The 23,415-nt window shown below is 67.5% G+C and carries 24 protein-coding genes; 19 read left to right on the top strand and 5 right to left on the bottom strand.

The features are described from left to right. Positions 1–370: 370 nt before the first annotated feature. A complete protein-coding gene (locus ACEN2M_RS06420; RefSeq protein ID WP_441647295.1) occupies positions 371–2,302 on the bottom strand; it encodes a BglG family transcription antiterminator in 1,932 nt (643 codons plus the stop codon). Between the two features lie 166 nt (positions 2,303–2,468). Between ACEN2M_RS06420 and ACEN2M_RS06415 the strand changes: the two genes are divergently transcribed. The 12 genes from ACEN2M_RS06415 to rplQ all read left to right on the top strand — a co-directional run bounded on the left by ACEN2M_RS06415 (position 2,469) and on the right by rplQ (position 11,232). Next, positions 2,469–2,786 (top strand): PTS sugar transporter subunit IIB, encoded by a 318-nt coding sequence (locus tag ACEN2M_RS06415; protein WP_441647294.1) that lies wholly within the window; start codon positions 2,469–2,471, stop codon positions 2,784–2,786. A gap of 130 nt (positions 2,787–2,916) precedes the next feature. Further along, positions 2,917–3,183 (top strand): HPr family phosphocarrier protein, encoded by a 267-nt coding sequence (locus ACEN2M_RS06410; protein WP_441647293.1) that lies wholly within the window; start codon positions 2,917–2,919, stop codon positions 3,181–3,183. Between the two features lie 12 nt (positions 3,184–3,195). Continuing rightward, on the top strand, positions 3,196–4,920 hold the full coding sequence (gene ptsP, locus ACEN2M_RS06405; RefSeq protein WP_441647292.1) for a phosphoenolpyruvate--protein phosphotransferase: 1,725 nt from the start codon (positions 3,196–3,198) through the stop codon (positions 4,918–4,920). Then, complete coding sequence (locus ACEN2M_RS06400; RefSeq protein ID WP_441647291.1) at positions 4,917–6,374, top strand: PTS mannitol transporter subunit IICB; 1,458 nt, start codon at positions 4,917–4,919, stop codon at positions 6,372–6,374. The genes ptsP and ACEN2M_RS06400 overlap by 4 nt, the downstream gene beginning before the upstream one ends. After that, the gene (locus ACEN2M_RS06395; RefSeq protein WP_441647290.1) at positions 6,374–6,814 is read left to right on the top strand and encodes a PTS sugar transporter subunit IIA; all 441 of its coding nucleotides are present in this window, start codon (positions 6,374–6,376) and stop codon (positions 6,812–6,814) included. Before ACEN2M_RS06400 ends, ACEN2M_RS06395 begins: the two co-directional genes overlap by 1 nt. Beyond that, positions 6,811–7,962, top strand: a complete 1,152-nt coding sequence (locus tag ACEN2M_RS06390; protein ID WP_441647289.1) for a mannitol-1-phosphate 5-dehydrogenase — start codon at positions 6,811–6,813, stop codon at positions 7,960–7,962. The genes ACEN2M_RS06395 and ACEN2M_RS06390 overlap by 4 nt, the downstream gene beginning before the upstream one ends. A gap of 170 nt (positions 7,963–8,132) precedes the next feature. Next, positions 8,133–8,354, top strand: coding sequence for a translation initiation factor IF-1 (gene infA, locus ACEN2M_RS06385; protein ID WP_022883252.1), 222 nt, complete (start codon positions 8,133–8,135; stop codon positions 8,352–8,354). Between the two features lie 67 nt (positions 8,355–8,421). Next, the gene (rpmJ, locus tag ACEN2M_RS06380; RefSeq protein ID WP_035834639.1) at positions 8,422–8,535 is read left to right on the top strand and encodes a 50S ribosomal protein L36; all 114 of its coding nucleotides are present in this window, start codon (positions 8,422–8,424) and stop codon (positions 8,533–8,535) included. A gap of 157 nt (positions 8,536–8,692) precedes the next feature. Continuing rightward, on the top strand, positions 8,693–9,067 hold the full coding sequence (rpsM, locus tag ACEN2M_RS06375) for a 30S ribosomal protein S13 (protein WP_134640273.1): 375 nt from the start codon (positions 8,693–8,695) through the stop codon (positions 9,065–9,067). A 42-nt stretch (positions 9,068–9,109) separates the two neighbouring features. Beyond that, entirely contained in the window at positions 9,110–9,508 is a 399-nt protein-coding gene (rpsK, locus tag ACEN2M_RS06370; protein WP_055821293.1) for a 30S ribosomal protein S11, read from the top strand. Between the two features lie 167 nt (positions 9,509–9,675). Next, positions 9,676–10,665 carry a DNA-directed RNA polymerase subunit alpha gene (locus ACEN2M_RS06365; protein WP_066597571.1) on the top strand — a complete coding sequence of 330 codons (990 nt, stop codon included), beginning with the start codon at positions 9,676–9,678 and terminating at the stop codon, positions 10,663–10,665. 51 nt (positions 10,666–10,716) lie between these two features. Further along, positions 10,717–11,232 carry a 50S ribosomal protein L17 gene (gene rplQ, locus ACEN2M_RS06360; protein WP_441647288.1) on the top strand — a complete coding sequence of 172 codons (516 nt, stop codon included), beginning with the start codon at positions 10,717–10,719 and terminating at the stop codon, positions 11,230–11,232. 240 nt (positions 11,233–11,472) lie between these two features. Here rplQ and ACEN2M_RS06355 read toward each other — a convergent pair whose 3' ends face one another. Then, positions 11,473–13,470, bottom strand: a complete 1,998-nt coding sequence (locus tag ACEN2M_RS06355; protein WP_441647287.1) for an acyltransferase family protein — start codon at positions 13,468–13,470, stop codon at positions 11,473–11,475. A 153-nt stretch (positions 13,471–13,623) separates the two neighbouring features. On the opposite strand from ACEN2M_RS06355, the gene truA reads away from it, so the two are divergent. From truA to glmM, 4 genes are all read left to right on the top strand, one after another. Continuing rightward, positions 13,624–14,520, top strand: a complete 897-nt coding sequence (truA, locus tag ACEN2M_RS06350; protein WP_441647407.1) for a tRNA pseudouridine(38-40) synthase TruA — start codon at positions 13,624–13,626, stop codon at positions 14,518–14,520. Between the two features lie 187 nt (positions 14,521–14,707). Next, positions 14,708–15,154 carry a 50S ribosomal protein L13 gene (rplM, locus tag ACEN2M_RS06345; RefSeq protein ID WP_441647286.1) on the top strand — a complete coding sequence of 149 codons (447 nt, stop codon included), beginning with the start codon at positions 14,708–14,710 and terminating at the stop codon, positions 15,152–15,154. Positions 15,155–15,202: 48 nt separating this feature from the next. After that, a complete protein-coding gene (rpsI, locus tag ACEN2M_RS06340; RefSeq protein ID WP_130175904.1) occupies positions 15,203–15,688 on the top strand; it encodes a 30S ribosomal protein S9 in 486 nt (161 codons plus the stop codon). Between the two features lie 24 nt (positions 15,689–15,712). Further along, a complete protein-coding gene (glmM, locus tag ACEN2M_RS06335; protein ID WP_441647285.1) occupies positions 15,713–17,086 on the top strand; it encodes a phosphoglucosamine mutase in 1,374 nt (457 codons plus the stop codon). A gap of 154 nt (positions 17,087–17,240) precedes the next feature. Here the strand turns inward: glmM and ACEN2M_RS06330 are convergent, their stop codons facing one another. From ACEN2M_RS06330 to coaA, 3 genes are all read right to left on the bottom strand, one after another. Next, positions 17,241–18,137 carry a glucose 1-dehydrogenase gene (locus ACEN2M_RS06330; RefSeq protein WP_441647284.1) on the bottom strand — a complete coding sequence of 299 codons (897 nt, stop codon included), beginning with the start codon at positions 18,135–18,137 and terminating at the stop codon, positions 17,241–17,243. 122 nt (positions 18,138–18,259) lie between these two features. Then, on the bottom strand, positions 18,260–18,805 hold the full coding sequence (locus tag ACEN2M_RS06325) for a GNAT family N-acetyltransferase (RefSeq protein ID WP_441647283.1): 546 nt from the start codon (positions 18,803–18,805) through the stop codon (positions 18,260–18,262). Positions 18,806–18,962: 157 nt separating this feature from the next. Then, positions 18,963–19,919 carry a type I pantothenate kinase gene (gene coaA / locus ACEN2M_RS06320; RefSeq protein ID WP_441647282.1) on the bottom strand — a complete coding sequence of 319 codons (957 nt, stop codon included), beginning with the start codon at positions 19,917–19,919 and terminating at the stop codon, positions 18,963–18,965. Between the two features lie 34 nt (positions 19,920–19,953). On the opposite strand from coaA, the gene glmS reads away from it, so the two are divergent. From glmS to alr, 3 genes are all read left to right on the top strand, one after another. Next, on the top strand, positions 19,954–21,804 hold the full coding sequence (gene glmS, locus ACEN2M_RS06315; RefSeq protein WP_441647281.1) for a glutamine--fructose-6-phosphate transaminase (isomerizing): 1,851 nt from the start codon (positions 19,954–19,956) through the stop codon (positions 21,802–21,804). Positions 21,805–21,927: 123 nt separating this feature from the next. Continuing rightward, a complete protein-coding gene (locus ACEN2M_RS06310) occupies positions 21,928–22,284 on the top strand; it encodes a holo-ACP synthase (RefSeq protein ID WP_441647280.1) in 357 nt (118 codons plus the stop codon). Further along, entirely contained in the window at positions 22,281–23,411 is a 1,131-nt protein-coding gene (gene alr / locus ACEN2M_RS06305; protein WP_441647279.1) for an alanine racemase, read from the top strand. The genes ACEN2M_RS06310 and alr overlap by 4 nt, the downstream gene beginning before the upstream one ends. The last annotated feature ends 4 nt before the right edge of the window (positions 23,412–23,415 follow it).

Raw genomic sequence — 23,415 nt, 5'->3', positions numbered from 1 at the left:
CCGGCCGCGCGTCGCGGCCCGTCCGACCGGAACTGTTCCCCGTGCGGACATTTGCACCCGGTGTGCCGGGACCATTCGTCCGCAGCGGGACCAGTTGGCCCGTTGACCGGCGCGGATGCGATCCGGCGACCGCGCGCATCCTCGCGCATCCGCTCGCTCGGTGGCGCCCAGTTGCTCGTTCGCCTGGGTCCAATTACTCGCTCGGTGGCGCCCGTTCGCCCGTAACTGTTCCCCGTGCGGACATTTGCACCCGGTGTGGCGGGACCATTTGTCCGCAGCGGGACCAGTTGGGCGTCTGGTGACCCGTGGCCGATGAGGGCAGGGAGGTGCGGGGCGGCGGTGGGCAGCGCAGGGCGGGGGAGCTGGGGAGCTAGGCGTCCATGACGTGCACGAGCTCGTCGATGAACGAGGCGAAGTCGACCGAGCGCTTGATCAGGCGTTGCACCTCGGCGCGGTCGGAGAAGACCTCGACGAACTGGTCGAAAACCGCCTGGAAGGTGCTGCGGCCGGCGGCGCTGAACGCGATCAGGGCGACGACGTTCACCCGGTTGTCGCCCCAGTCCATCGGGGAGTCGTTGATCACGATGGCGATGGAGGTCTGCTTGGCGCTCATCGACATGGCGTGCGGCACGGCCAGGTTGTCGGTGAAGGCCGTGGACGACATCAGCTCGCGTTCGATGGCGCCGTCGACGTAGGTCTGGTCGATCAGCCCGCGGGCCATCATCCGCTCGCCCAACGCTGTGATCATCGCCGTCTCGTCGCGGGCGTAGAAGTTGCGGGAGAACAACGACTCGTCGAAGAACTGCAGCAGGTCGTCTTTCAGACGTGCGCGGCGGCGCATCCGGCGCACCCGGCTGGCGTGCTGGCGGATGCGGTCCACGTCGTTCTGGGTGAGGAACGGCTGAATGACGATGACCCCGTCGGCATGCAGCTGGGGGTCGATGGTGGTGAGCACCAGATCGGCGTCGAGCTCGTGCCAGGCCACATCGGAGCGGGTGATCACCGCGACGACCTCGAGGTCGTCGCCGAGCACCCGTTCGATGCGCTCCCGCAGCAGCACGTGCATGTCGTAGTAGTTGGGGCAGACGATCGCGCAGGTGACCAGCTCCACCCGGCGCACCTGCTGCTCAAGGTGCGCGCCGACGTGCATGGCGATGTAGGCGATCTCGTCGTCGTTGATCACGATCTGCTCGGCGCGTTGCAACTCGCTGGCAATGTAGACGGCCAGCTCGTATATCAGCGGGTACGAGGTCTTGATCGACCGGGTGAGCGGATTGCGGGAGTAGGACTTGTCGTGCGCACGGTTGATCAGGTTGCGCACGTGCAGGGTCAACCGCACGATGAAGTCGTCATCGTCGAGGTCGACGAGGTAGACCTGGCTGGCCCGGTCCACGATGGCGCGCATCGTCGCCAGCTCCTCCGGCCGCACGTAGCTCTCGATCAGGGTTTCGGGGGGCTGGTCGTGCCCGGGGGTGATCACCCGGGTGGTGAGCAGGAACGCCAGGTAGGCGAGGTCGCCGCTGCCCAGGCACACGTCGAAGTGCTTCATGATCAGGCCCGACAGTGACGTGGCCAGTTCCGACGGCGGCTCGGCCACGGCCGGAGCGGGGGAGAGGTGCTTGGTGACCCTGTCGATCGCGATGGCCACGTGCAGCAGCACATTGTTGATGCCGTACTCGTTGACGAAGTAACCCTGGCTGTCGAGCAGCTCGATGAGGTCGGTCTTGAATGCGCCCAGGCTGTCGGCGCCGGCCTGGCCGGAGGTGAACTCGCGCTGGATCGTCTCCAGGTCGATCATGCCGCGGGCGCTCTCCTCGCGGAACATCCGGCTGAGCAGCCGGCGCCGGTCGGTCTCCGAGCCGGTGAGCGTGACGACGCTGCCGTGCCGCACCAGGGTCAGGCCACTGTCGGGCAGCATCACCCGCACCCGGGCCAGGTCGGCTTCCACGGTGGAGTCGCTGACGAAATACTCGGCGGCCAGCTCGTAGACGTCGAGCCCGTCGGGCGATTCGGTGAGGCGCCGCACCAGGCTGGACAGCCGCTGCTGCGGGGTGTCGGCATCCGCTTCACGCACCTTGGACCGGTTCCGGGCGCTGAAGCTGGCGAATTCCTCGCGGTTGAGCCTGTAGCCGGCCGTGCCCGATTCGATCACGGTGAGCGGATGCGCGGCGGCCTTCACCGCGGTGACATAACTGCGCACACTGCGCGGGGTCACCCCCAAGCGGTCAGCAAGTTCGCCTGCCGTGATCCAGCTGGATGTCTGGGACAGGAGGTCCAGCAACCGCGTCTGTTTATCACTCATCGTGCGCAACTCCATTGTCTCAAGAGTAGTCAAGCAGAGTGCGGCCCCGGCACGGTAAGACTCCGGTGTGTTTCCGCACCCTGCGGAAAAGGCTCTGGTGGCGCAGCACACGACGGAAGAGGACAGTAGGTGTTGCATTCAAAAGATCGATGAAAGGAAAGAATCAATGAAGATTCTCATCGTTTGTGGTGCCGGGGCGTCCAGCGCCTTCGTGGCTCACCGGCTGCGGGTATCCGGCAAGGAACGTGGACTCACCCTCACGGTCGTCGCCGGCAGCGAATCGGATCTGCCGTCCTCGCTCGACACCATCGACGTCCTCCTGGTCGGTCCCCACCTCGAACCCCGCTTCGAGCGCCTCAGCGCTCAGGCGAAGGAGCGCGGCGTGGGCGTGGCACTCCTGCCCAAATCGGTGTTCTCGGCGCGTGACGGCGACCTGGCACTCGACCTGGCCGTGGATGCCGAACACGAACGTTCGTGGGTCTGACCCTTTTTCGGTCATCCACACCACTCCACCCCTGATTGTTGTGCCGGCAGCCGCCGGCCGCCCGCACGAAGCCGGGACCTCGACTGAGGCCCCGGTGACAATCCCGCACGTTGGAAGGAAGGCGCGAACCATGGTCGAACGCACCGTACTGATCGGATCGACGCACGGGCTGCACGCGCGGCCCGCGAAATTGTTCACGAAGGCCGCAGCCGCCACCGGCTCCCCGGTCACCCTGCAGAAGGGCGACGGCAAGCCGGTCAACGCCGCCAGCATCCTCGGTGTCATCGCGCTGGGCATCAACCACGGTGACAGCGTCACCCTAGCCACCGACGGCGACAACGCCGAGACCGTGCTGGACGCCCTCGCCGAGCTTCTCCTCACCGATCACGACGCCTAGGCGGACACGCACATGATTGAGCTGCAGGGCATCGGGATCGGCCAGAGCGTCGCCATCGGCCGGGTCCTGCGCATGCCCGAACCGCTGCCGGAGCCCGCAGACACTCGCAGCACCCTCGACCCCGCCGCCGAACTGGCCCGGGCCACCGCCTCCATGCACACGGTGGCCGAAGACCTCGAGGCCCGGGGCGAACGCGCCGGCGGCACCGCCCAGGAGGTGCTCGAGGCCCAGGCCATGATGGCTGAAGACCCCACCCTCGTGGAGGAAATCACCGCCCGGCTGCACAAGCACCAGACCGCCGAACGCGCCGTGTTCGAGGCCTTCGCCACCTTCCGCGACCAGATGCTGGCCCTCGGCGGCTACCTCGGTGAGCGCGCCGCCGACCTCGACGACGTCGCCCAGCGCGTGATCGCCAACCTCGGCGGCCTGCCCGCGCCGGGTGTGCCGGACCCCGAAGAACCGTTTGTGCTCGTCGCCCACGACCTGGCCCCCGCCGACACGGCCCTGCTCGACCTGGGGAAGGTGCTCGGCCTGATCACCATCGACGGCGGACCCACCTCGCACACCGCCATCCTGGCCAGGGAGAAGTCGATCACCGCGATCGTCGGCACCCACGCCGCCGCGCAGCTCACCGACGGCGACGAGGTCATCATCGACGCCGCCAACGGCATCGTGCTCGTGGCCCCCACCGACCGTCAGCTCGCCGAGGCCCGCGCCCGCATCCTGGCCCGCGAGGCCCGCGCCCTGGCCCCGATCGGCCCCGGCCGCCTGGCCGACGGCACCCCGGTTCCGCTCCTGGCCAACCTCGGCTCAGCGGATGGCGCCGCCAAGGCCGTCGCCCTCGGCGCCGAAGGGGTGGGCCTGTTCCGCACCGAGTTCCTCTTTCTCGACTCCACCTCCGCGCCCACCGTGACGCAGCAGCGTGAGCAGTACGAGCGGATGCTGCGCCAATTCCCCGGCCAGAAGGTCGTGGTGCGCGCGCTCGACGCCGGCGCCGACAAGCCGCTGGCGTTCCTCAACGACGCCGCCGAGGAGAACCCCGCCCTGGGCCTCCGGGGCCTCCGCGCCCTGCGCGCCAGCGAGGACATCCTGCGGGAGCAGCTCACCGCCCTCGCCGAGGCCGACGCGGCCACCGACGCTGACCTCTGGGTGATGGCACCGATGGTGTCCACAGTGGAGGAAACCCGGTACTTCACCACGCTCGCCCACGAGCTGGGCCTGAAGATGGCCGGCGTCATGGTGGAGGTGCCGTCCGCGGCCCTGCTGGCCGACCGCATCCTGGCGCACGCCGACTTCGCATCGATCGGCACCAACGACCTCACCCAGTACACCCTGGCGGCCGACCGGATGCTCGGCAGCGTCGCCGCCTTCCAGGACCCGTGGCACCCCGCGGTGCTCCGCCTGGTCGGCGAGGTCGGCGCTGCCGGCGCGAGCCTGGGCAAGCCCGTGGGCGTCTGCGGCGAGGCCGCGGCCGACCCGCTGCTGGCCGTGGTTCTTGTGGGCCTCGGTGCCACCACCCTGTCGATGTCGGCTTCGGCCCTCGCCGACGTTCGGGCCTCCCTGGCCGACTTCACTCTTGAGCAGGCCCGGCACCTCGCCGCGGCCGCTCTGTCCGCCGATGGCGCAGCATCCGCTCGCGCCGCGGCAACCGCAATCGCACACAGCTACACCAGCACCGCCCCCACCAGCGAGGCCCCTAGCCTGCTGGCCAACCCCGAGAGAGGTATACAGAAATGACAACGACGTCTGTCACCGAGAAGAAGGGTGCAAGGGTCCACGTTCAGGCCTTCGGCACCTTCCTGAGCGGCATGATCATGCCCAACATCGCGGCGTTCATCGCGTGGGGCATCATCACCGCCTTCTTCATCCCCACCGGCTGGACCCCGAACGAGACCCTGGTCACGCTCGTCGACCCGATGATCTTGTACCTACTCCCGCTGCTGATCGCCAACACCGGCGGCCGGATGGTCTACGGCACCCGCGGTGGAGTGATCGCCTCGATCGCCACCATGGGTGTCATCGTGGGCAGCTCGATCCCGATGTTCATCGGCGCCATGATCGTCGGCCCGCTGTCCGCGTGGATCCTGATGAAGGTCGACAAGATCTGGGCCGGCAAGATCCGCCCCGGCTTCGAGATGCTGGTGGACAACTTCTCCGCCGGTATCCTCGGCTTCGCCCTGGCCCTCGGCGCGTTCTTCGGAATCGCCCCGCTGGTCACCGGCCTGAGCGCCTTCCTCGAGACCATCGTGGACTGGCTGATCACCAACGGCCTGCTGCCGATCGCGTCGATCTTCATCGAACCGGGCAAGATCCTCTTCCTCAACAACGCCATCAACCACGGCGTGCTCACCCCCATCGGTGTGCAGCAGGTCCAGGAGTCCGGCAAGTCCGTCCTCTTCCTCCTCGAAGCGAACCCCGGCCCCGGCCTCGGCATCCTGCTCGCGTTCTCGTTCTTCGGCGTCGGCCTGGCCCGCGCGAGTGCACCCGGCGCGATCATCATCCAGTTCCTCGGTGGCATCCACGAGATCTACTTCCCGTACGTGCTGATGAAGCCGATGATGGTGCTCGCCGCCATCGGTGGTGGCATGACCGGTGTTGCCGTGAATGTCGCCTTCCAGACCGGCCTCCGCGCCCCCGCCTCGCCCGGCAGCATCATCGCGGTGCTGGCCCAGACCCCCGCCACCGACTTCGTCGGCGTGATCCTCTCGGTCCTCGCCTCCGCCGGTGTCTCGTTCGCGATCGGTGGTGTCATCCTCCGCGCCAGCCGCAAGAAGGACCTCGCCGCTGAGAACGACAACGAACTGGCCGCCGCCATCGCCAAGACCGAAGCCAACAAGGGCAAGTCCAGCTCCATTCTGGGCAACCTCGGCGCCTCGGCCACGACCGGTACCGCAGTGAAGAACATCGTCTTCGCCTGCGACGCCGGCATGGGCTCCAGCGCCATGGGCGCCTCGGTGCTGCGCAACAAGATCAAGAAGGCCGGCATCGAAGGGGTCACGGTGACCAACCAGGCCATCGCGAACCTCGACGGCACCGCCGACCTCGTGATCACCCACCAGGACCTGACGGACCGGGCCCGGGGCAAGAGCCCCAAGTCGGTGCACGTGTCGGTGGAGAACTTCATGAACAGCCCGAAGTACGACGAGGTCGTGCAGTCCCTGCACGGCACAAGCGAGGAAGCGACCAAGTAATGACCCAGAGCATTCTGGAACCGAAGAACGTGGTGGCCGCGGGTGCGGCCACCACGCGGGACGAAGCCATCCGTGAGGCCGGTGCCCTGTTGGTCGCCGCCGGAGCGGTGAAGCAGGAGTACGTCGACTCGATGTTCGAGCGCGAGAACTCGGTCTCGACCTACATGGGCAACTTCCTGGCGATCCCGCACGGCACCAACGATGCGAAGGAGTCGATCGTGCGATCGGCCCTCTCGCTCGTGCGGTACGCCGAGCCGATCGACTGGGACGGCCAGCCCGTCAAGTTCGCGGTCGGCATCGCCGGCCTGAACAACGAACACCTGGAGATCCTCTCCAAGATCGCCATCGTCTTCTCCGATGAGGACGAAGTACAGAAACTGATCGACGCAGGTTCGCAGGACGAGATCTTCGCCCTGCTCGAGGAGGTAAACGCAGAATGAAAGCCATTCACTTCGGCGCGGGCAACATCGGCCGCGGCTTCGTAGGTCTCCTGCTTCACGAGGCCGGTTATGAGGTTGTCTTCGCCGATGTGAATGCTCCTCTCATCGAGGCGCTGCAGCAGGCGCCCTCGTACACAGTGCACGAGGCGGGACAGACGCCCACCGACAAGGTGGTCGACAACTTCCGCGCTATCAACAGCAGCAGCCACGAGGCCGATCTCATCAACGAGATCGCCACGGCCGACGCGGTCACCACCGCCGTCGGTCCGACCGTGCTGCGGTTCGTGGCCCCGGTCATCGCGGCGGGCCTGGCCCGCCGCGAGGCCGGGCTGGCCCCGCTGGCCGTGATGGCCTGCGAAAACGCGATCAACGCCACCGATGTGCTCGCCGAGCAGGTCTGGGCGAACGTGCCCGAGGCCGACCGGGCAGCACTGGCGACCAAGGTGGCTTTCGCCAACACGGCCGTGGACCGCATCGTTCCCGGACAATCCGCGGATGCCGGCATCGACGTCACCGTGGAGGCCTTCTATGAGTGGGTCATCGAGAGCCCAGCGTTCGGGGGCACCCCGCCGGTGATCCCCGGCGCCACGTTCGTGGAGGACCTCGCGCCCTACATCGAGCGGAAGCTCTTCACTGTGAACACCGGGCACGCCACCGTGGCCTACCTCGGCACCCAGGCCGGCGTCTCCAAGCTCTCCGACGCCCTTCTGGTGCCGTCGGTCGCCGACGGTGCCCGCCGCGTGCTCGAAGAGACCAGCGCCCTGCTGGTGGCCAAGCACGGCCTCGACGAGGAAACCCAGCGCGCCTACCGGGAGAAGATTCTCGGCCGGTTCGCTAACCCGTCGCTGCCCGACACCGTCGAGCGGGTCGGCCGTCAGCCGCTCCGCAAGCTCAGCCGGCACGAACGGTTCATCGGCCCGGCCGCCGAGATCGCCGAGCGGGGCACCCGACCGGTGGCCCTGCTCGAAGCCATCGCCGCCGCCTTGCGCTTCGACGTGGCCGACGACGAGCAGAGCGTCGAGTTGAAGCGGATGCTCGCCAGCGACTCCGCCGAGACCATCGTCGCCGAGGTCTGCGGGCTCGAGCCCACGCATCCGCTCTACGCCGATGTGCTCGAGGTCGTGCGGGGCGCCGTCACCGCATCCTGAACCCGTTGTCCCTCGGCCCGAACCGGGCCGAGGGATTATAGGGATGAATTGCCAAAAGGCAATCACATAGCATAGGATAAATCCTTGGTGTCTAGCACCGCCTTTATGGGCGTGTCTGGCTGCCACAATCCACGCAAGACCAGCAACCAATACTTTAGCGATAGTGAGTTATGGCCAAAAAAGACGGTGTCATCGAGATCGAGGGCGCAGTAGTCGAAGCTCTTCCCAATGCGATGTTTCGCGTTGAGTTGACCAACGGCCACAAAGTTCTTGCCCACATTTCGGGCAAGATGCGTCAGCACTACATCCGCATCCTCCCCGAGGACCGCGTGATCGTGGAACTGAGCCCTTACGACCTGACCCGCGGTCGGATCGTATACCGCTACAAGTAACCGTTGCTGTAAGTAACGGCCCGCGGCATCCCGTGGGTACGAAGACAGCGATAACAAGGACACACCCATGAAGGTCAAGCCCAGCGTCAAGAAGATCTGTGACAAGTGCAAGGTCATCCGCCGTAACGGCAACGTGATGGTCATCTGCGAGAACCCGCGTCACAAGCAGCGTCAGGGCTAAGTCTCACCAAGTCCGACCAGCGATGGTCGTCTCGAGACCAGCACGACACAACTCAATACATAGCAGTGCCGGGAACCCTCACGGGTGACACCATCGGTTGGAGGCCGATGCACAGGTGCTGCTACAGACCTCCACTCATCCCACAGGAGAAGCCACAATGGCACGTCTAGCCGGCGTAGACATTCCGCGCGATAAGCGCGTGGAAGTTGCACTTACTTACATTTTCGGTGTTGGCCGTACGAGGGCACTCAAGACCCTCGCCGACGTCGAGATCGATGGAAACATTCGCGTCAAGGACCTGACCGACGACCAGCTCGTCCAGCTCCGCGACTACATCGAAGGAACCTTCAAGATCGAGGGTGACCTTCGCCGTGAGATCGCCGCTGACATCCGCCGCAAGGTCGAGATCGGTAGCTACGAAGGTATTCGTCACCGCAAGGGCCTGCCCGTTCGCGGCCAGCGCACCAAGACCAACGCTCGCACCCGCAAGGGCCCGAAGCGCACCGTAGCCGGCAAGAAGAAGGCGCGCTAGGCCTCGCCTAGCCCGTCACGCCTCTAGGATTCAGGAGAAATCATGGCAGCACCAAAGTCGGCCGTACGGAAGCCGCGTAAGAAAGAAAAGAAGAACATTGCTGTGGGCCAGGCCCACATCAAGTCCACGTTCAACAACACCATCGTCTCGATCACCGACACCACCGGTGCGGTCATCAGCTGGGCGTCCTCAGGTGGAGTCGGCTTCAAGGGTTCGCGCAAGTCGACCCCGTTCGCCGCTCAGCTGGCTGCAGAGTCTGCAGCTCGCCAGGCCCAGGAGCACGGCATGAAGAAGGTTGACGTCTTCGTCAAGGGACCGGGTTCAGGCCGCGAAACGGCTATCCGTTCGCTGCAGGCTGCCGGCCTCGAAGTTGGTTCGATCAACGACGTGACGCCCCAGGCCCACAACGGTTGCCGTCCCCCGAAGCGCCGCCGCGTTTAATTCCTTTCAGTGACAGGCGTCTGGGCTTGTCTGGGTCGAAAGATCCGGGCAGGCTCACTCGCCGTTCACCGCGACAGGGCCGCTCACCGCGGGCCCGTCGAGACTCACAATTTCACAACTCGCCACTAAGTGTCATATAGCGGACACTTCGCCGAAAGGAATCAATAGTGCTTATCGCACAGCGCCCCACGCTCACCGAAGAGAACATCTCGGAGTTCCGGTCCCGGTTCGTCATTGAACCGCTGGAGCCCGGCTTCGGTTATACCCTCGGTAACTCGATGCGCCGCACCCTGCTTTCCTCGATTCCCGGCGCTGCTGTCACCAGCATCCGCATCGATGGAGTGCTTCACGAATTCAGCACCGTTCCCGGGGTCAAGGAAGATGTCACCGAGATCATCCTGAACATCAAGGGCCTCGTCATCTCGAGCGAGCACGACGAGCCGATCACCGCGTACCTGCGCAAGCAGGGCTCCGGCCAGGTCACGGCCGCCGACATCTCGGCTCCGGCCGGCGTCGAGGTTCACAACCCCGAGCTCGTCATCGCGACCCTGAACGACAAGGCCAAGTTCGAACTCGAACTGACCATCGAGCGTGGCCGTGGCTACGTGTCGGCCACCCAGAACCGCAACGAGTACTCCGAGGCCGGCCAGATTCCGGTCGACTCGATCTACTCGCCGGTTCTCAAGGTGACCTACCGTGTCGAGGCAACTCGTGCCGGTGAGCGCACTGACTTCGATCGCCTCGTCGTTGACGTGGAGACCAAGTCGGCTATCTCGCCCCGCGACGCCATCGCATCCGCCGGTCGCACGCTGACCGAGCTGTTCGGTCTGGCCCGCGAGCTGAACACCGCCGCTGAGGGCATTGAGATCGGCCCCGCGCCGGTCGACGCCGTCCTCTCCACCGAGCTGTCCGTGCCGATCGAAGACCTCGATCTGTCCGTGCGCTCGTACAACTGCCTCAAGCGCGAAGGCATCAACAACGTCAGCGAACTGGTCGCCCTCTCGGAGACCCAGCTGATGAACATCCGCAACTTCGGTCAGAAGTCGGTGGATGAGGTCAAGGACAAGCTCGTAGAGCTCGGCCTGTCGCTGAAGGATTCTGTGCCCGGCTTTGACGGTGCGCACTTCTACAGCGGTTACGACGAAGAAACCATCTAAGGCCCGTCGTTCTCGACTGCCTTTCGACTTTGATACTGGAGATTACCGATAATGCCTAAGCCCACTAAGGGAGCCCGTCTCGGTGGCGGACCGGCGCACGAGCGCCTCATGCTCGCCAACCTGGCCGCCAGCCTGTTCACCCACAAGTCCATCAAGACGACCGAGACGCGCGCCAAGCGCCTGCGTCCGGTTGCCGAGCGCCTGGTGACTTTCGCCAAGCGTGGCGACCTGCACGCTCGTCGTCGCGTTCTCGCGACGATCGGCGACAAGACCGTCGTGCACGAGCTCTTCACCGAGATCGCGCCCCAGGTTGCGCTCCGCGATGGCGGCTACACCCGCATCACGAAGCTCGGCTTCCGCAAGGGCGACAACGCCTCCATGGTGCAGATGGAGCTCGTTCTCGAGCCCGTCACGCCCAAGGTGAAGTCGAACAAGGCCTCCGCGAAGGCGTCCGCGCCGGTCGCCGAGGAGACCCCGGCCGAAGCTGAGACCGTCGAGGCCGAGGTCGCTCCGACCGAAGCCGTCGAGGCCGACGCTGCCGAGGCATCCGCTGAGGAAGCCAAGTAACACCAGCTTCACCCGCTACACCTGAAAGGGCCCGACTCCGGTCGGGCCCTTTTTTGTGTGCGGCCGGTTACGGCAGTGTCGACGATGTGCAGTGCGGAAGTGCTCTGGTGGAGGTACGCGGGTCAGGCGCCGCTCTGCGCGTGGCGCGCCACCCGCAGAGCGGCGCCGCGCCCGCGCACCCGACGTGACCGGGCCATCCGCGGCGCTTCGGCTGCGTGACCCGCGGGCCGCGGTCACCGATCAGCGGATGCGGAACGGTGCCAGGGTGTCGGCCCCCGGTGCCGCGCTCGGCAGGCCGTGGGCGAGCCGGTTGAGGGCCGCCAGCACCGAATCGGCGTAGATCGCTCCGCCGGTGGGGCCGGGGTGGATGCCGTCGTCGGCGAGCACGTCAACGTGCGGGGCGATCGCGCCGCTCCAGTCGGCCAGCACCACCTGGCTGCGACGCGCCGAGAATTCCGCCAGCTGGGCGTTGACGCCAGCCGTCCAGTCCCGGTCGGCGAACGCGTTCACCACAATCAGCTCGCGGGAGGGACCGATCACCCGCATGATGGCGGCGAGGTCGGCCGGCTCGACGGGGCCGTTGGTGCCGAGCCCCACCAGAACCACGGGGCGCAGGGTTCCCGCGGCGCGTTGCGCGGCGAGGATCTCCGGGGCGGCGTCCATTCCGCGGGACACGGCCGCGTCGATCGTGATGCCGGGGAACTCCGCCTGCAGCTCGGCCGCAGAGGCGAGCATCACGGAGTCGCCGACGGCGGTGATGGTTGCCCCCGTGCTGGCCTCAGCGGCCACACCAGCGGCCCGGGCGGCGGCATCCTTGTCGGCCTGCGCCGCCGCGACCTTCGCGGCCTGGGCGAGGGCCTGTTGGCCGCGCAGCATCTCGGCCTGCGCCGTCGTGATGCTCGGCGCCGTGACCACGGATGCGACGGTGCCCGCCACCAGCACCAGCACGGTGGCCGCCGCCACCGTCAGCAGCGCGACGGGGCGGTGCCGGCGCAGCGAGGTGCGCGCGGCCGCCCGCTCGGTGACGCGCAGGCGCAGCCGGCCGGCCGCGCCGCCGAGGCCCAGCCGCCGGATCGGCATCTCGAGCCACCGATGAGAGGCAGCAGCGAAGGCCAGCGCCAGCCCGAGGGTGAGCAGCCCGGTGGCGACGGTGCTCGCCGCACCGCGCCCGAACGGGGCCAGGAGCTGCACGAGCACCAGCAGCGGCCAGTGCCAGAGGTAGAGGCCATAGGAGCGTTCACCGAGGTAGCGGAGGGGCCCGGTGTCGAGCATCCGCCCGAACCGGCCCGCGGCCACGCCGGCCCAGATGGCCACGGCGGAGAGCAGGCTCACCAGCAGCAGAGCGCCCCGGTAGGTGACCGGGGCGTCGTCGGGCAGCCAGATCGCCGCCGCCAGCAGGCCGGCCAGCGCGCCGGCACCCCACCATGGCCGGCCGGCCGCGAGGGCGAGACGAAGCGCTGACGGCGCCGCGCCCGCACCGGCCGTCGGCGCGAGCGGACGCAGCAGCAGGGCCAGTCCGGCGCCGATCAGCAGGCCGAAACTGTGCGTGTCCGAGCCGTAGTACACCCTGGTGGGATCGCCGCCCGGCTGGAAACCGATGCCCATCCACGTGGCCGAGGCGAGCGCCAGAACCGCGACGAGAGCGAGGCGCAGGCCCTGGCGGCGGATGCGCAACAGGAGCAACAGCAGCAGCGGCCAGAGCAGGTAGAACTGTTCCTCCACCGCCAGCGACCAGAGGTTGCGGAACAGTTCCGGTTGGCCGGACCCGAAATAGCTGGAGTCGGCGGCGGTGGACACCCAGTTGTAGCTGAAGGTCGCGACCCCCAACAGCCTCCAGCCCAGGCCCACGAGGACGTCCCCGCCGAGCAGCCACGCGCTCGAGCAGGCCACCAGCACCAGCGGCAACAGTGCGGGCAGGAGCCGACGGGCGCGGTGCAGCCAGAACCGCCGCGGCGAGAACCGGCCGGTGCCTTCGTGCTCGGCCACGATCAGGCCCGTGATGAGGAAGCCGCTGATCACGAAGAAGATGTCGACGCCGATGAATCCGCCCTGCAGCACCGGGGGGAACAGGTGGTAGACGACAACCAGGGTGACGGCGATGCCCCGCAGGCCGTCGAGGCCGCTGAGCCTGCGCGGCCTCGGCACCTGTGCATCGCCCGGCAGGCCCGGCACACCGGGGCCGCTGACGGAGACAGCTGTGGCGGGGGAGTGGGGGTCGGTCAGTGGGGAGCTGGTCATAACGGTGCGGCCGGACGACGGCCCGTCCAACGATAACCCGGCCCGGCCTCTACACTGACCTCTGTGAGTTTCCCCGAGCCCGTCGACGGCGCCCTTCCGCTGGTGCCCTCCGAGCTCAACCCGGATGGCGCCCTGGCGGAGCCGAGCGATTCGATGCCGCCAGCCGGCTCCAGCCGCATCCGCATCGATGTGGCCTACGACGGCACCGACTTCTTCGGCTGGGCCGTGCAGCCCGGCTACCGCACCGTGCAGGGCCAGATCGAGGAGGGCCTGGGCGCCATCCTCAAGCGCCACCAGCCCACCCCCACCCTCGTGGTCGCCGGGCGCACCGACTCCGGCGTGCACGCCCTGGGCCAGGTGGCCCACTTCGACCTCAACCCCGATCAGGTGGACAGCCTCGTGCGGATCAAGCGCGGCAGGGGCACGCCCAAGCACCCGACCGACCTGGCCACGATGGTGCAGCGCCGCCTCGGCGGCATCCTCGTCACCCAGCCCGAAATCGTGCTGCGCCGCGCCACCCTGGCCCCGCCCGGGTTCGACGCCCGCTTCTCCGCCCTCTGGCGGCGCTACGAGTACCGCATCTCCGACACCGGCGCGCTGCGCGACCCGCTGCAGCGGCTGCGCACCACCTGGCACGGCTTCGCGCTCGACCTTGCCGCCATGCAGGAGGCCGCCGCGACCCTGATCGGCCTGCACGACTTCGCCACCTACTGCAAGCCGCGCCCCGGCGCCACCACCATCCGCACCCTGCAGTCCTTCGAATGGCGGCGCGACCCCGACGGGGTGCTCGTGGCGACCTTGCAGGCGGATGCGTTCTGCCACTCGATGGTGCGCGCCCTGGTGGGCGCCTGCGTGTCGGTGGGGGAGGGCAAGCTGGTGGGCACCCGACTGGTGGACCTGCGGATCGAACGGGCCCGCACCAGCGAGTTCAAGGTGATGCAGGCGCACGGCCTCACTCTCATGGAGGTGGGCTACCCCGAAGACGCGGGGATGGCCATCCGTGCGGCGCAGACCCGCGCCCGCCGGGAGCTGCCCGACGACGACGAGTGAATTCGCGCGGATCTGCCCGGTGGAGTTGTGCGTGATTGCCCGGTGAACTAGTGTTGCTCCTTGGTGTCTTAGGCGTTGCAGCCAGGCACACGAACGTGAGCCCTCCATCGATCGTGTTCTCTTCGAGAACACACCCGGAGCGGGATTCACGAACACCTCCGTTCGAAAACAAGAAAGCAGCACAACAGTGACGCGCACCTACACTCCCAAGGCAAGCGAACTCCAGCACGACTGGGTCGTTATCGATGCCACCGACATCATTCTGGGTCGGCTCGCCAGCCACGCCGCGATTCTTCTTCGCGGCAAGCACAAGGCGACCTTCTCCCCCCACATGGATGGTGGCGACTTCGTCATCATCATCAACGCCGAGAAGATTGCCCTGACCGGCAAGAAGCTCGACCTCAAGATGGCTTACCGCCACTCCGGTTACCCGGGCGGCCTCACGGCCACGAACTACTCGGAGATGCTCGAGAAGCACCCCACCCGTGCGGTAGAAAAGGCGATTCGCGGCATGCTGCCGAAGAACTCGCTCGGCCGTGCTCAGCTGCTGAAGCTCAAGGTCTACGCAGGCCCCGAGCACCCGCACTCTGCACAGCAGCCCAAGCCGTACACCTTCAGCCAGGTCGCTCAGTAGCGTCGGCCCCAGACTTCTCGATATCTAAGAAAAAGGATTCACACCATCGTGGCGAAGATCGCAGACCAGATTGACGCAACTCCCGAGAGCTACTCCACCGAGACTCCCGCTGAAGTTGCAACCAAGGCGCCCCGCGCCGTCCTCAACGTTCCCGGCGCAGCCGTGGGCCGTCGCAAGCAGGCCATCGCCCGCGTGCGCATCGTTCCCGGCGCCGGCAAGATCGTCGTCAACGGGCGCGAGCTCGACGACTACTTCCCGAACAAGCTGCACCAGCAGCTGATTAACGACCCGTTCAAGGTCCTCGACCTGCTCGGCAGCTACGACGTCATCGCCCGCATCACCGGTGGTGGCCCGTCCGGCCAGGCCGGCGCGCTGCGCCTCGGCATCGCCCGCTCGCTGAACCAGATCGACGAAGAGAACAACCGCGCCATCCTCAAGAAGGCCGGCTTCCTCAACCGTGACGCTCGCGTCAAGGAGCGCAAGAAGGCCGGACTCAAGAAGGCCCGTAAGGCGCCGCAGTTCTCGAAGCGCTAACCCGTTAGTCGAGTACACACTCATATGGCTCGACTTTTCGGCACGGACGGCGTCCGGGGCCTGGCTAACCGTGATCTCACGGCTGGCCTGGCCCTGGGCCTCGCCCAGGCAAGCGCCGTAGTCCTCACGCAAGGCCGCCGCGCGGAAGAACGACGTGCCCAGGGCCGTCGCCCCGTCGCCGTGGTCGCCCGCGATCCCCGCATCTCCGGGGAATTCATCACCTCCGCCGTAGCAGCTGGCCTGGCCAGTTCCGGCGTCGACGTGTTGGATGCCGGCGTGATCCCCACGCCAGCGGCCGCGTTCCTCATCGCCGACATCGGCGCAGATTTCGGCGTGATGATCTCCGCCTCGCACAACCCGGCCCCAGACAACGGCATCAAGTTCTTCGCCTTCGGCGGCACCAAGCTGCCCGACACGGTCGAAGACCGCATCGAAGCCGTTCTGGCCGGCAACAAGCTCCTCACCCCGATCGGCGGCGACGTCGGACGCATCCGTCGGTTCGCCGACGCCGAGGACCGCTACGTCGTGCACCTGCTCGGCACCCTGCCGCACCGCCTCGACGGCATCCACGTGGTGCTGGACTGCGCGCACGGCGCGGCAGCCGGGGTGTCCCCGCAGGTGTTCACGGATGCCGGTGCCCGGGTCACCGTGATCGGTGCAGACCCCGACGGCCTCAACATCAACGACGGTGTGGGCTCGACCCACCTCGACAACCTGGCCCGCGCGGTGCTCGAACACGGCGCAGACGTGGGTATCGCCCACGACGGCGACGCCGACCGCTGCCTGGCCGTGGACCGCGACGGCAACATCGTCGACGGCGACCAGATCATGGCGATCCTGGCCGTGTCGATGGCCGAACGCGGCGTGCTCAAGGACCGCACCCTCGTGGCGACGGTGATGAGCAACCTGGGCCTGAAGAAGGCCATGGCCGCCAACGACATCAAGATGATCGAGTCGAAGGTGGGCGACCGCTACGTGCTCGAGGAACTCGACGCGCACGGGCTGTCGCTCGGCGGTGAGCAGAGCGGGCACGTCATCATGACCAAGTTCGCCACCACCGGAGACGGCATCCTCACGGGGTTGCACATCGTGGCCGAGATGGCCCGCACCGGCAAGACCCTGGCCGAGCTGGCCAGCGTGATGACCGTGTTCCCGCAGATCCTGGTGAACGTTCGCGGCGTCGACCACCACGCCCTCGCCGATGACGACGTCATCGCCGCGGCCGTGCGCGACGCCGAAGCCGAGCTGGGTGACACCGGCCGGGTGCTGCTGCGTCCCTCCGGCACCGAGCCGATGGTGCGGGTCATGGTGGAAGCCGCCGACCAGCCCACCGCCGACCGGCTGGCGCACGCCCTGGCCGAGGTCGTGCGGTCCCGTCTGGCCCTTCCGGTCGCCTGAGCACCCCCGCCCTTCCGACTGTTCCCCGTGCGGACAACTGCACCCGGCGCACCGGGTGCATGTGTCCGATATGGCACCAGTTGCATGCACGAAAGCGGGCGGCCAGGAGAACCTGACCGCCCGCATCCGTCGTCCGGCCCGACGACGTCGTGGGTTACGGCGTGGGCATGCCGCCGTTCACGTTCAGCGTCTCGCCGATGACGTAGCTGGACTCGCCCGAGGCCAGGAAGACGTACGCCGGGGCCAGCTCGGCCGGCTGGCCGGGGCGACCCAGCGGGGTCTGCTCACCGAACTCGGGCAGTTCCTCGGTGGGCTGGCCGCCCGCGGTCTGCAGCGGCGTCCAGATCGGCCCGGGTGCCACGGCGTTGACCCGGATGCCCTTGGGCGCCAGCTGCTGACCGAGCGCCTTGGTGAACGCGTTGATGGTGGCCTTGGTCGACGCGTAGTCCACCAGGTTCTCCGACGGCGTATAGGCCTGGATGGACGTGGTGTTGATAATGCTCGAACCCGGCTTGAGGTGCGGCAGCGCTGCCTTGGTGAGCCAGAACATCGCGTAGACGTTGGTCTTGAACGTCTCGTCGAACTGCTCGTCGGTGAGCTCGAGGAGGTCTTCCACGTGCTGCTGTTTGCCGGCGTTGTTCACCAGGATGTCGAGGCCACCGAGGCCGTCCACCGCGGCGGAGACCACCTGCCGGCAGAAGGCGGAGTCCGTGAGATCACCGGGCAGGGCCACGGCGGTGCGTCCGGCCTCCTCGATGAGGGCGACGATCTTCTGCGCGTCCTCTTCTTCTTCAGGAAGGTAAGAGATGGCGACATCCGCTCCCTCGCGGGCGAACGCGATCGCGACCGCGGCGCCGATACCTGAATCGCCGCCGGTGACGAGGGCCTTACGGCCGGTCAGGCGCTCCGAACCTCGGTATGACTTCTCGCCGCGGTCGGCAGTGTTGTCCAACTCCGCATCGAGGCCCGGACCATCCTGGGACTGGGCGGTGGTGCCGATATCTGCGTATTTCTTGGACGGGTCTTGGAAGGTGTACTGGTCGAAGGACAAGGCGTTCCCTTTCGTCGTAAGTGCCGCTGCGGGGTGCGCGAACACAACCGAACCAGCCTAGAAGCCGCCGTCTGACCGCTCTCTGAGTAAATTCTTACGAAATCATTGCAAGGTCCGGGGTGCTATTCGGTGAAGTCGGCCGCGGCCAGAACATAGCGGACATGACGCCGGAGCGCCGAGCCGGGGGAGAGCCGCGGGTGGTCGAACTCGTCGGCGAGCTGCATGCCGAGTCGTTCCATCACCTTGCGAGAGCGGATGTTCACGACCGCGGTGATCGAGTTCACCTCGGCCAGCATCAACTCGGTGAACGCGAAGCGCAGGGCGGCTGTGGCGGCCTCGGTTGCCAGGCCCTGCCCCCAGGCCGATGGCGCCAGCCGCCAGCCCACCTCGACCCCGCCGGAACCCGGGATGCCCTCCGGCATCGGAGCGAGCCCGGTGAAACCGATGAACGCGCCGGTGTCCAGGCGCTCCAGCGCCCACAACCCGTGGCCGTGCACGTCGAAGAGGGCGTCGGCGCGGACCGCGAGCCTGTCGCTCTGCTCCCGGTCCAGGGGAGCTGGGAAGAATCGCATCACCTCGGCATCCGCCGTGAGCTGCGCGAACGGCTCCAGGTCGTCATCCCGCCACCGCCGCAGCAGGAGCCGGTCGGTGCGCACCTCGAAGTCCATCCGTCCACGGTACCGGCCGCGAGATCCGGGTGGGCGCGCGCCCAACTGTTGCCGGTGCGGACATCTGCACCCGGCGTGCCGGGACCATTTGTCCGCACGGGCAACAGTTGCGCAATTCGGGCGCGATTGGGCGTGGCGGAGCGCGAGCAGCCGCGGGTCAGACCTTGCGGAGCAGCACCTTGTCGACGGTGTGATCGGAGTCCTTGCGCAGTACCAGGGTGGCCCTGGAGCGGGTGGGCCGGATGTTCTGCAGCAGGTTGGGCTCGTTGATGGTGCCCCAGATGGTGCGGGCGCGGGCCCTGGCTTCGTCCTCGCTGAGCGAGGCGAACCTGTGGAAGAACGACTTCGGGTTGGTGAAGGCGCCGCGCTGCAGCCGCAGGAAGCGCTCCTCGTACCACCGGGAGATGTCCGCGGTGCGGGCATCCACATAGATGGTGAAGTCGAACAGGTCGCTCACCGCGAGCCCGTGGCCGGGAGCGGGCGGTTGCAGCACGTTGAGGCCCTCGACGATGAGGATGTCGGGCTGGCGCACGACCACCTGCGCGTCGGGAACGATGTCGTAGTTCAGGTGCGAGTAGAACGGGGCGCGCACCTCGGCGGCACCGCTCTTGATGGCGCTGACAAACCGCAGCAGCGCGCGCCGGTCGTAGGACTCCGGAAATCCCTTGCGCTCCATCAGCCCACGGCGGGCAAGTTCGGCATTCGGGAAGAGGAATCCGTCAGTCGTGACCAGCTCCACCCGCGGGGTGTCTTCCCACCGGGCCAGCAGCTCGCGCAGCAGCCGGGCGATGGTGGACTTGCCGACGGCCACCGACCCCGCCACGCCGATGACGAACGGTGTGCGCTGGGCCCGCTCGCCTAGGAAGTCGCTGGTGTCACGGTGCAACCTGCGGGCGCCCGCGGCGTACAGATTGAGCAGTCGACTCAGCGGCAGGTAGACATCCGACACCTCGTTGATGTCGAGCGGCTCGCCCAAGCCGCGCAGCTGCACCACCTCGGTTTCGCGCAGAGGCAACGGCGTCGAGGGCGCGAGGGAGGCCCACACAGCACGATCGAGCTCCACGAAGGGGGTGCTGTGACCGTTATTACCTGGGCTCACCACCGGCTCGGACATCGAGACCAAGCATAGTGCGACTAAAATCAGGGCCATGTGCGGAATTGTGGGATATGTAGGAGACAACAAGAGCGTCGAAGTCCTCATGGGCGGGTTGCGCAGACTCGAGTACCGGGGCTATGACTCCGCGGGTATCGCGGTGATCGACGACGACGGGAAGCTCAACACGGCCAAACGCGCCGGCAAGCTTGCCGTACTCGCGGCGGCGCTCGAAGAGCACCCCATCAACAAGGGGCGGACGGGCATCGGGCACACCCGGTGGGCGACGCATGGCGGACCGACCGACCAGAATGCGCATCCGCACCTGGGCGATGACGGCAAGCTCGCCCTCATTCACAACGGCATCATCGAGAACTTCTCGCCGTTGAAAGACGAACTCCTCGCTGAGGGTTACGTCTTCGAGAGCGAAACCGACACCGAGGTGGCCGCCGTGCTGCTCGGTCGCGAGTACCAGCGTCTGGGCGACCTCGGTGAGGCATTCCGCACCGTCGTGGCCCGTCTGGACGGCGCCTTCACCCTCCTCGCGGTTCACCAGGACCAGCCCGGCGTGGTTGTCGGCGCCCGCCGCAACTCGCCGCTCGTGATCGGCCTGGGCGAGGGTGAGAACTTCCTCGGTTCCGACGTCGCCGCGTTCGTGGAGTACACCCGTCGCGCCGTCGCGATCGGCCAGGACCAGATCGTGACCATCACCCCCGACCTCGTCACCGTCACCGACTTCTTCGGCAACCCCGTCGAGGTCGAAGAGTTCGACATCGCCTGGGATGCCTCCGCCAGCGAAAAGGGCGGCTGGTCCAGCTTCATGGCCAAGGAGATCTCCGAGCAGCCCGACGCCGTGACCAACACCCTGCGCGGCCGCATCGTCGACGGCCAGGCCGTTGTGGGCGAGCTGGTGGAGTTCGGCGACGACGTGCTCGCCAGCATCCGCCGCATCGTGATCGTCGCCTGCGGTACCGCCGCCTACGCGGGACAGACCGCGAAGTACGCCATCGAGAAGTGGGCGAAAGTGCCCGTCGACGTCGAACTCAGCCACGAGTTCCGTTACCGCGACCCGGTGCTCGACGAGCACACCCTGGTCATTTCGATCAGCCAGTCCGGCGAGACCATGGACACGCTGATGGCCGTGAAGTACGCCCGCGAAGCCGGCGCCAAGGCCATCTCGATCTGCAACACCCAAGGTGCCACTATTCCTCGCGAGTCCGACGCCGTGATCTACACGCACGCGGGCCCCGAGGTGGCTGTCGCCTCGACGAAGGGCTTCACCGGCCAGATCGCCGCGCTCTACCTGTTCGCACTGCACCTGGCGCGGGTGCGCAACACCATGCCGCTGGAGGAACTGGCCGAACAGGTCGTCGAGCTGCAGGCCATTCCCGAGAAGATCGCCACCACCCTGCTGCAGGGCGACGCCGTGCGCCAGCTCGCTGTGTGGATGACCGATTCCCGCGCGGTGCTCTTCCTGGGCCGCCACGTCGGCTTCCCGATCGCCCTCGAGGGTGCGCTCAAGCTCAAGGAGCTCGCCTACATCCACGCTGAGGGCTTCGCGGCCGGCGAGCTCAAGCACGGTCCGATCGCGCTCATCGAGCCGGGCCAGCCCGTCTTCGTGGTCGTTCCGAGCCCCCGCGGCTCCGCGCACCTGCACCCGAAGGTGGTATCCAACATCCAGGAGATCCGCGCCCGCGGTGCCCGCATCATCGCGATCGCCGAGCAGGGTGACGCGGCGGTTCTGCCGTTCGCCGACACCGTGTTCCACATTCCGCTCGCGGCGCCGCTGTTCGAACCGCTGCTCGCAGTCGTGCCGTTGCAGCTGTTCGCCATCGAACTGGCCACGGCCAAGGGTCTGGACGTGGACCAGCCGCGCAACCTGGCCAAGTCGGTCACGGTCGAGTAGGCCGGTCGCACAGACCAGTCGAAACAGGCCACGGATGCCCAGGACTCGTCACGTCATCGCCTCGCGATGCCGCACGGGCCCTGGGCATTTCGCACGAACCGGCAGACGGGGATTGGGCACAGCATGATCAAGGGCATCGGTGTCGACATTGTCGACCTGGCACGCTTCGACCGGCAGGTCGCCCGCACGCCCGGGCTGATCCCGCGGTTGTTCGCGCCCGCCGAGCGCGCCCTGCCGCCGCACTCCCTGGCCGCCCGATTCGCCGCCAAGGAAGCCCTGATCAAGGCGCTCGGCGACAGCGTTGGCGCGAGTTGGCAGGAGATGGAAGTGATTTCGGACAGCCACGGCAACCCGTCGTTCGCGCTCACCGGGGTGATCCTGGCCGCCCTGTCGGCCCGCGGCATCACGAGCGCGCACCTGAGCCTCACCCACGATGCCGGGGTTGCCTGCGCGTTCGTGGTTCTGGAGGGAGACTCATGACCGACTTCCGTGAGGCCGTCATCGACCTCGGCGCGGTGCAGGCCAATGTGGCGCACCTGCGCAACCTGATCGGCACCCGGCACACCATGGCCGTGGTCAAGGCCAACGGCTACGGCCACGGCGCTGTGCAAGTGGCCCGCGCCGCCCTCGCCGGCGGTGCCGACTGGCTCGGCGTGGCCGACATCGACGAGGCCCTCGCCCTGCGTGCCGCCGGCATCGACGCCCCGCTGCTCGCCTGGCTGCACGGTCCCGACGCCGACTTCGCCGCGGCCATCAGTGCAGACATCGACCTCGGCCTGTCCTCCGAGACGCAGGTGCGCCGGGCCGCGGATGCCGCCACCGCCGTGGGCCGCACCGCCTCCGTGCAGATCAAACTCGAGACCGGCCTCAACCGCAACGGAGTCGACGAATCCGACTGGGCCACCGTGCTGGGCCTGTCAGCCGCGTTCGAGCGGGTCGGCCGGCTCCGGGTGCGGGGTGTGTTCAGCCACCTGGCCAATACCTCTCCAGAGGACGACCTCGCCGCGATCGCCAGCTTCGATCGGGGCCTGGCAGCCGCGACCGCCGCCGGGCTCACCGTCGACCTCGCCCACTTGGCGTCCACCGCAGCTGCCCTACGCCTGCCCGCGGCCCGGTACTCCATGGTGCGGCTGGGCATCGGCATCTATGGGCAGTCCCCGTTCGCCGACGAGGATGCTGCCGCGCTGGGCCTCAGCGCCGTCATGACCCTGCGCGCCCGGGTCGCCGCCGTGCGCCGGGTTGCCGCCGGTGCCGGCGTCTCCTACGACTACCTGTGGCGTGCCGCCGACGACACCACCCTGGCCCTGGTGCCGCTGGGCTACGCCGACGGCGTGCCCAGGCAGGCGATGAACGCCGCCAGGGTGGCCATCAACGGCACCCAGTACCCGGTGGTGGGCCGGGTCGCCATGGACCAGTTCCTCGTCGACGTGGGCACAGCCCCCGTGGCTGTCGGCGACGTGGTGGTGCTGTTCGGCGACGCCGCGGCCGGGGTGCCCACCGCGGCCGAATGGGGTGCGGCGGCCGGCACCATCAACTACGACATCATCACGCGGGTGGGCGCCAGGGTGCCCAGGCGCTACCTCGCGGCCGACGCCGCGGAGCAGTAGAGCG

The organism is Cryobacterium sp. W22_MBD10_FK3, assembly GCF_052113745.1.
In the GTDB taxonomy this organism is placed as follows: Bacteria; Actinomycetota; Actinomycetes; order Actinomycetales; family Microbacteriaceae; genus Cryobacterium.
Note: the sequence above shows the minus strand (reverse complement) of the source record. Positions and strands in the feature narration are given on the sequence as shown.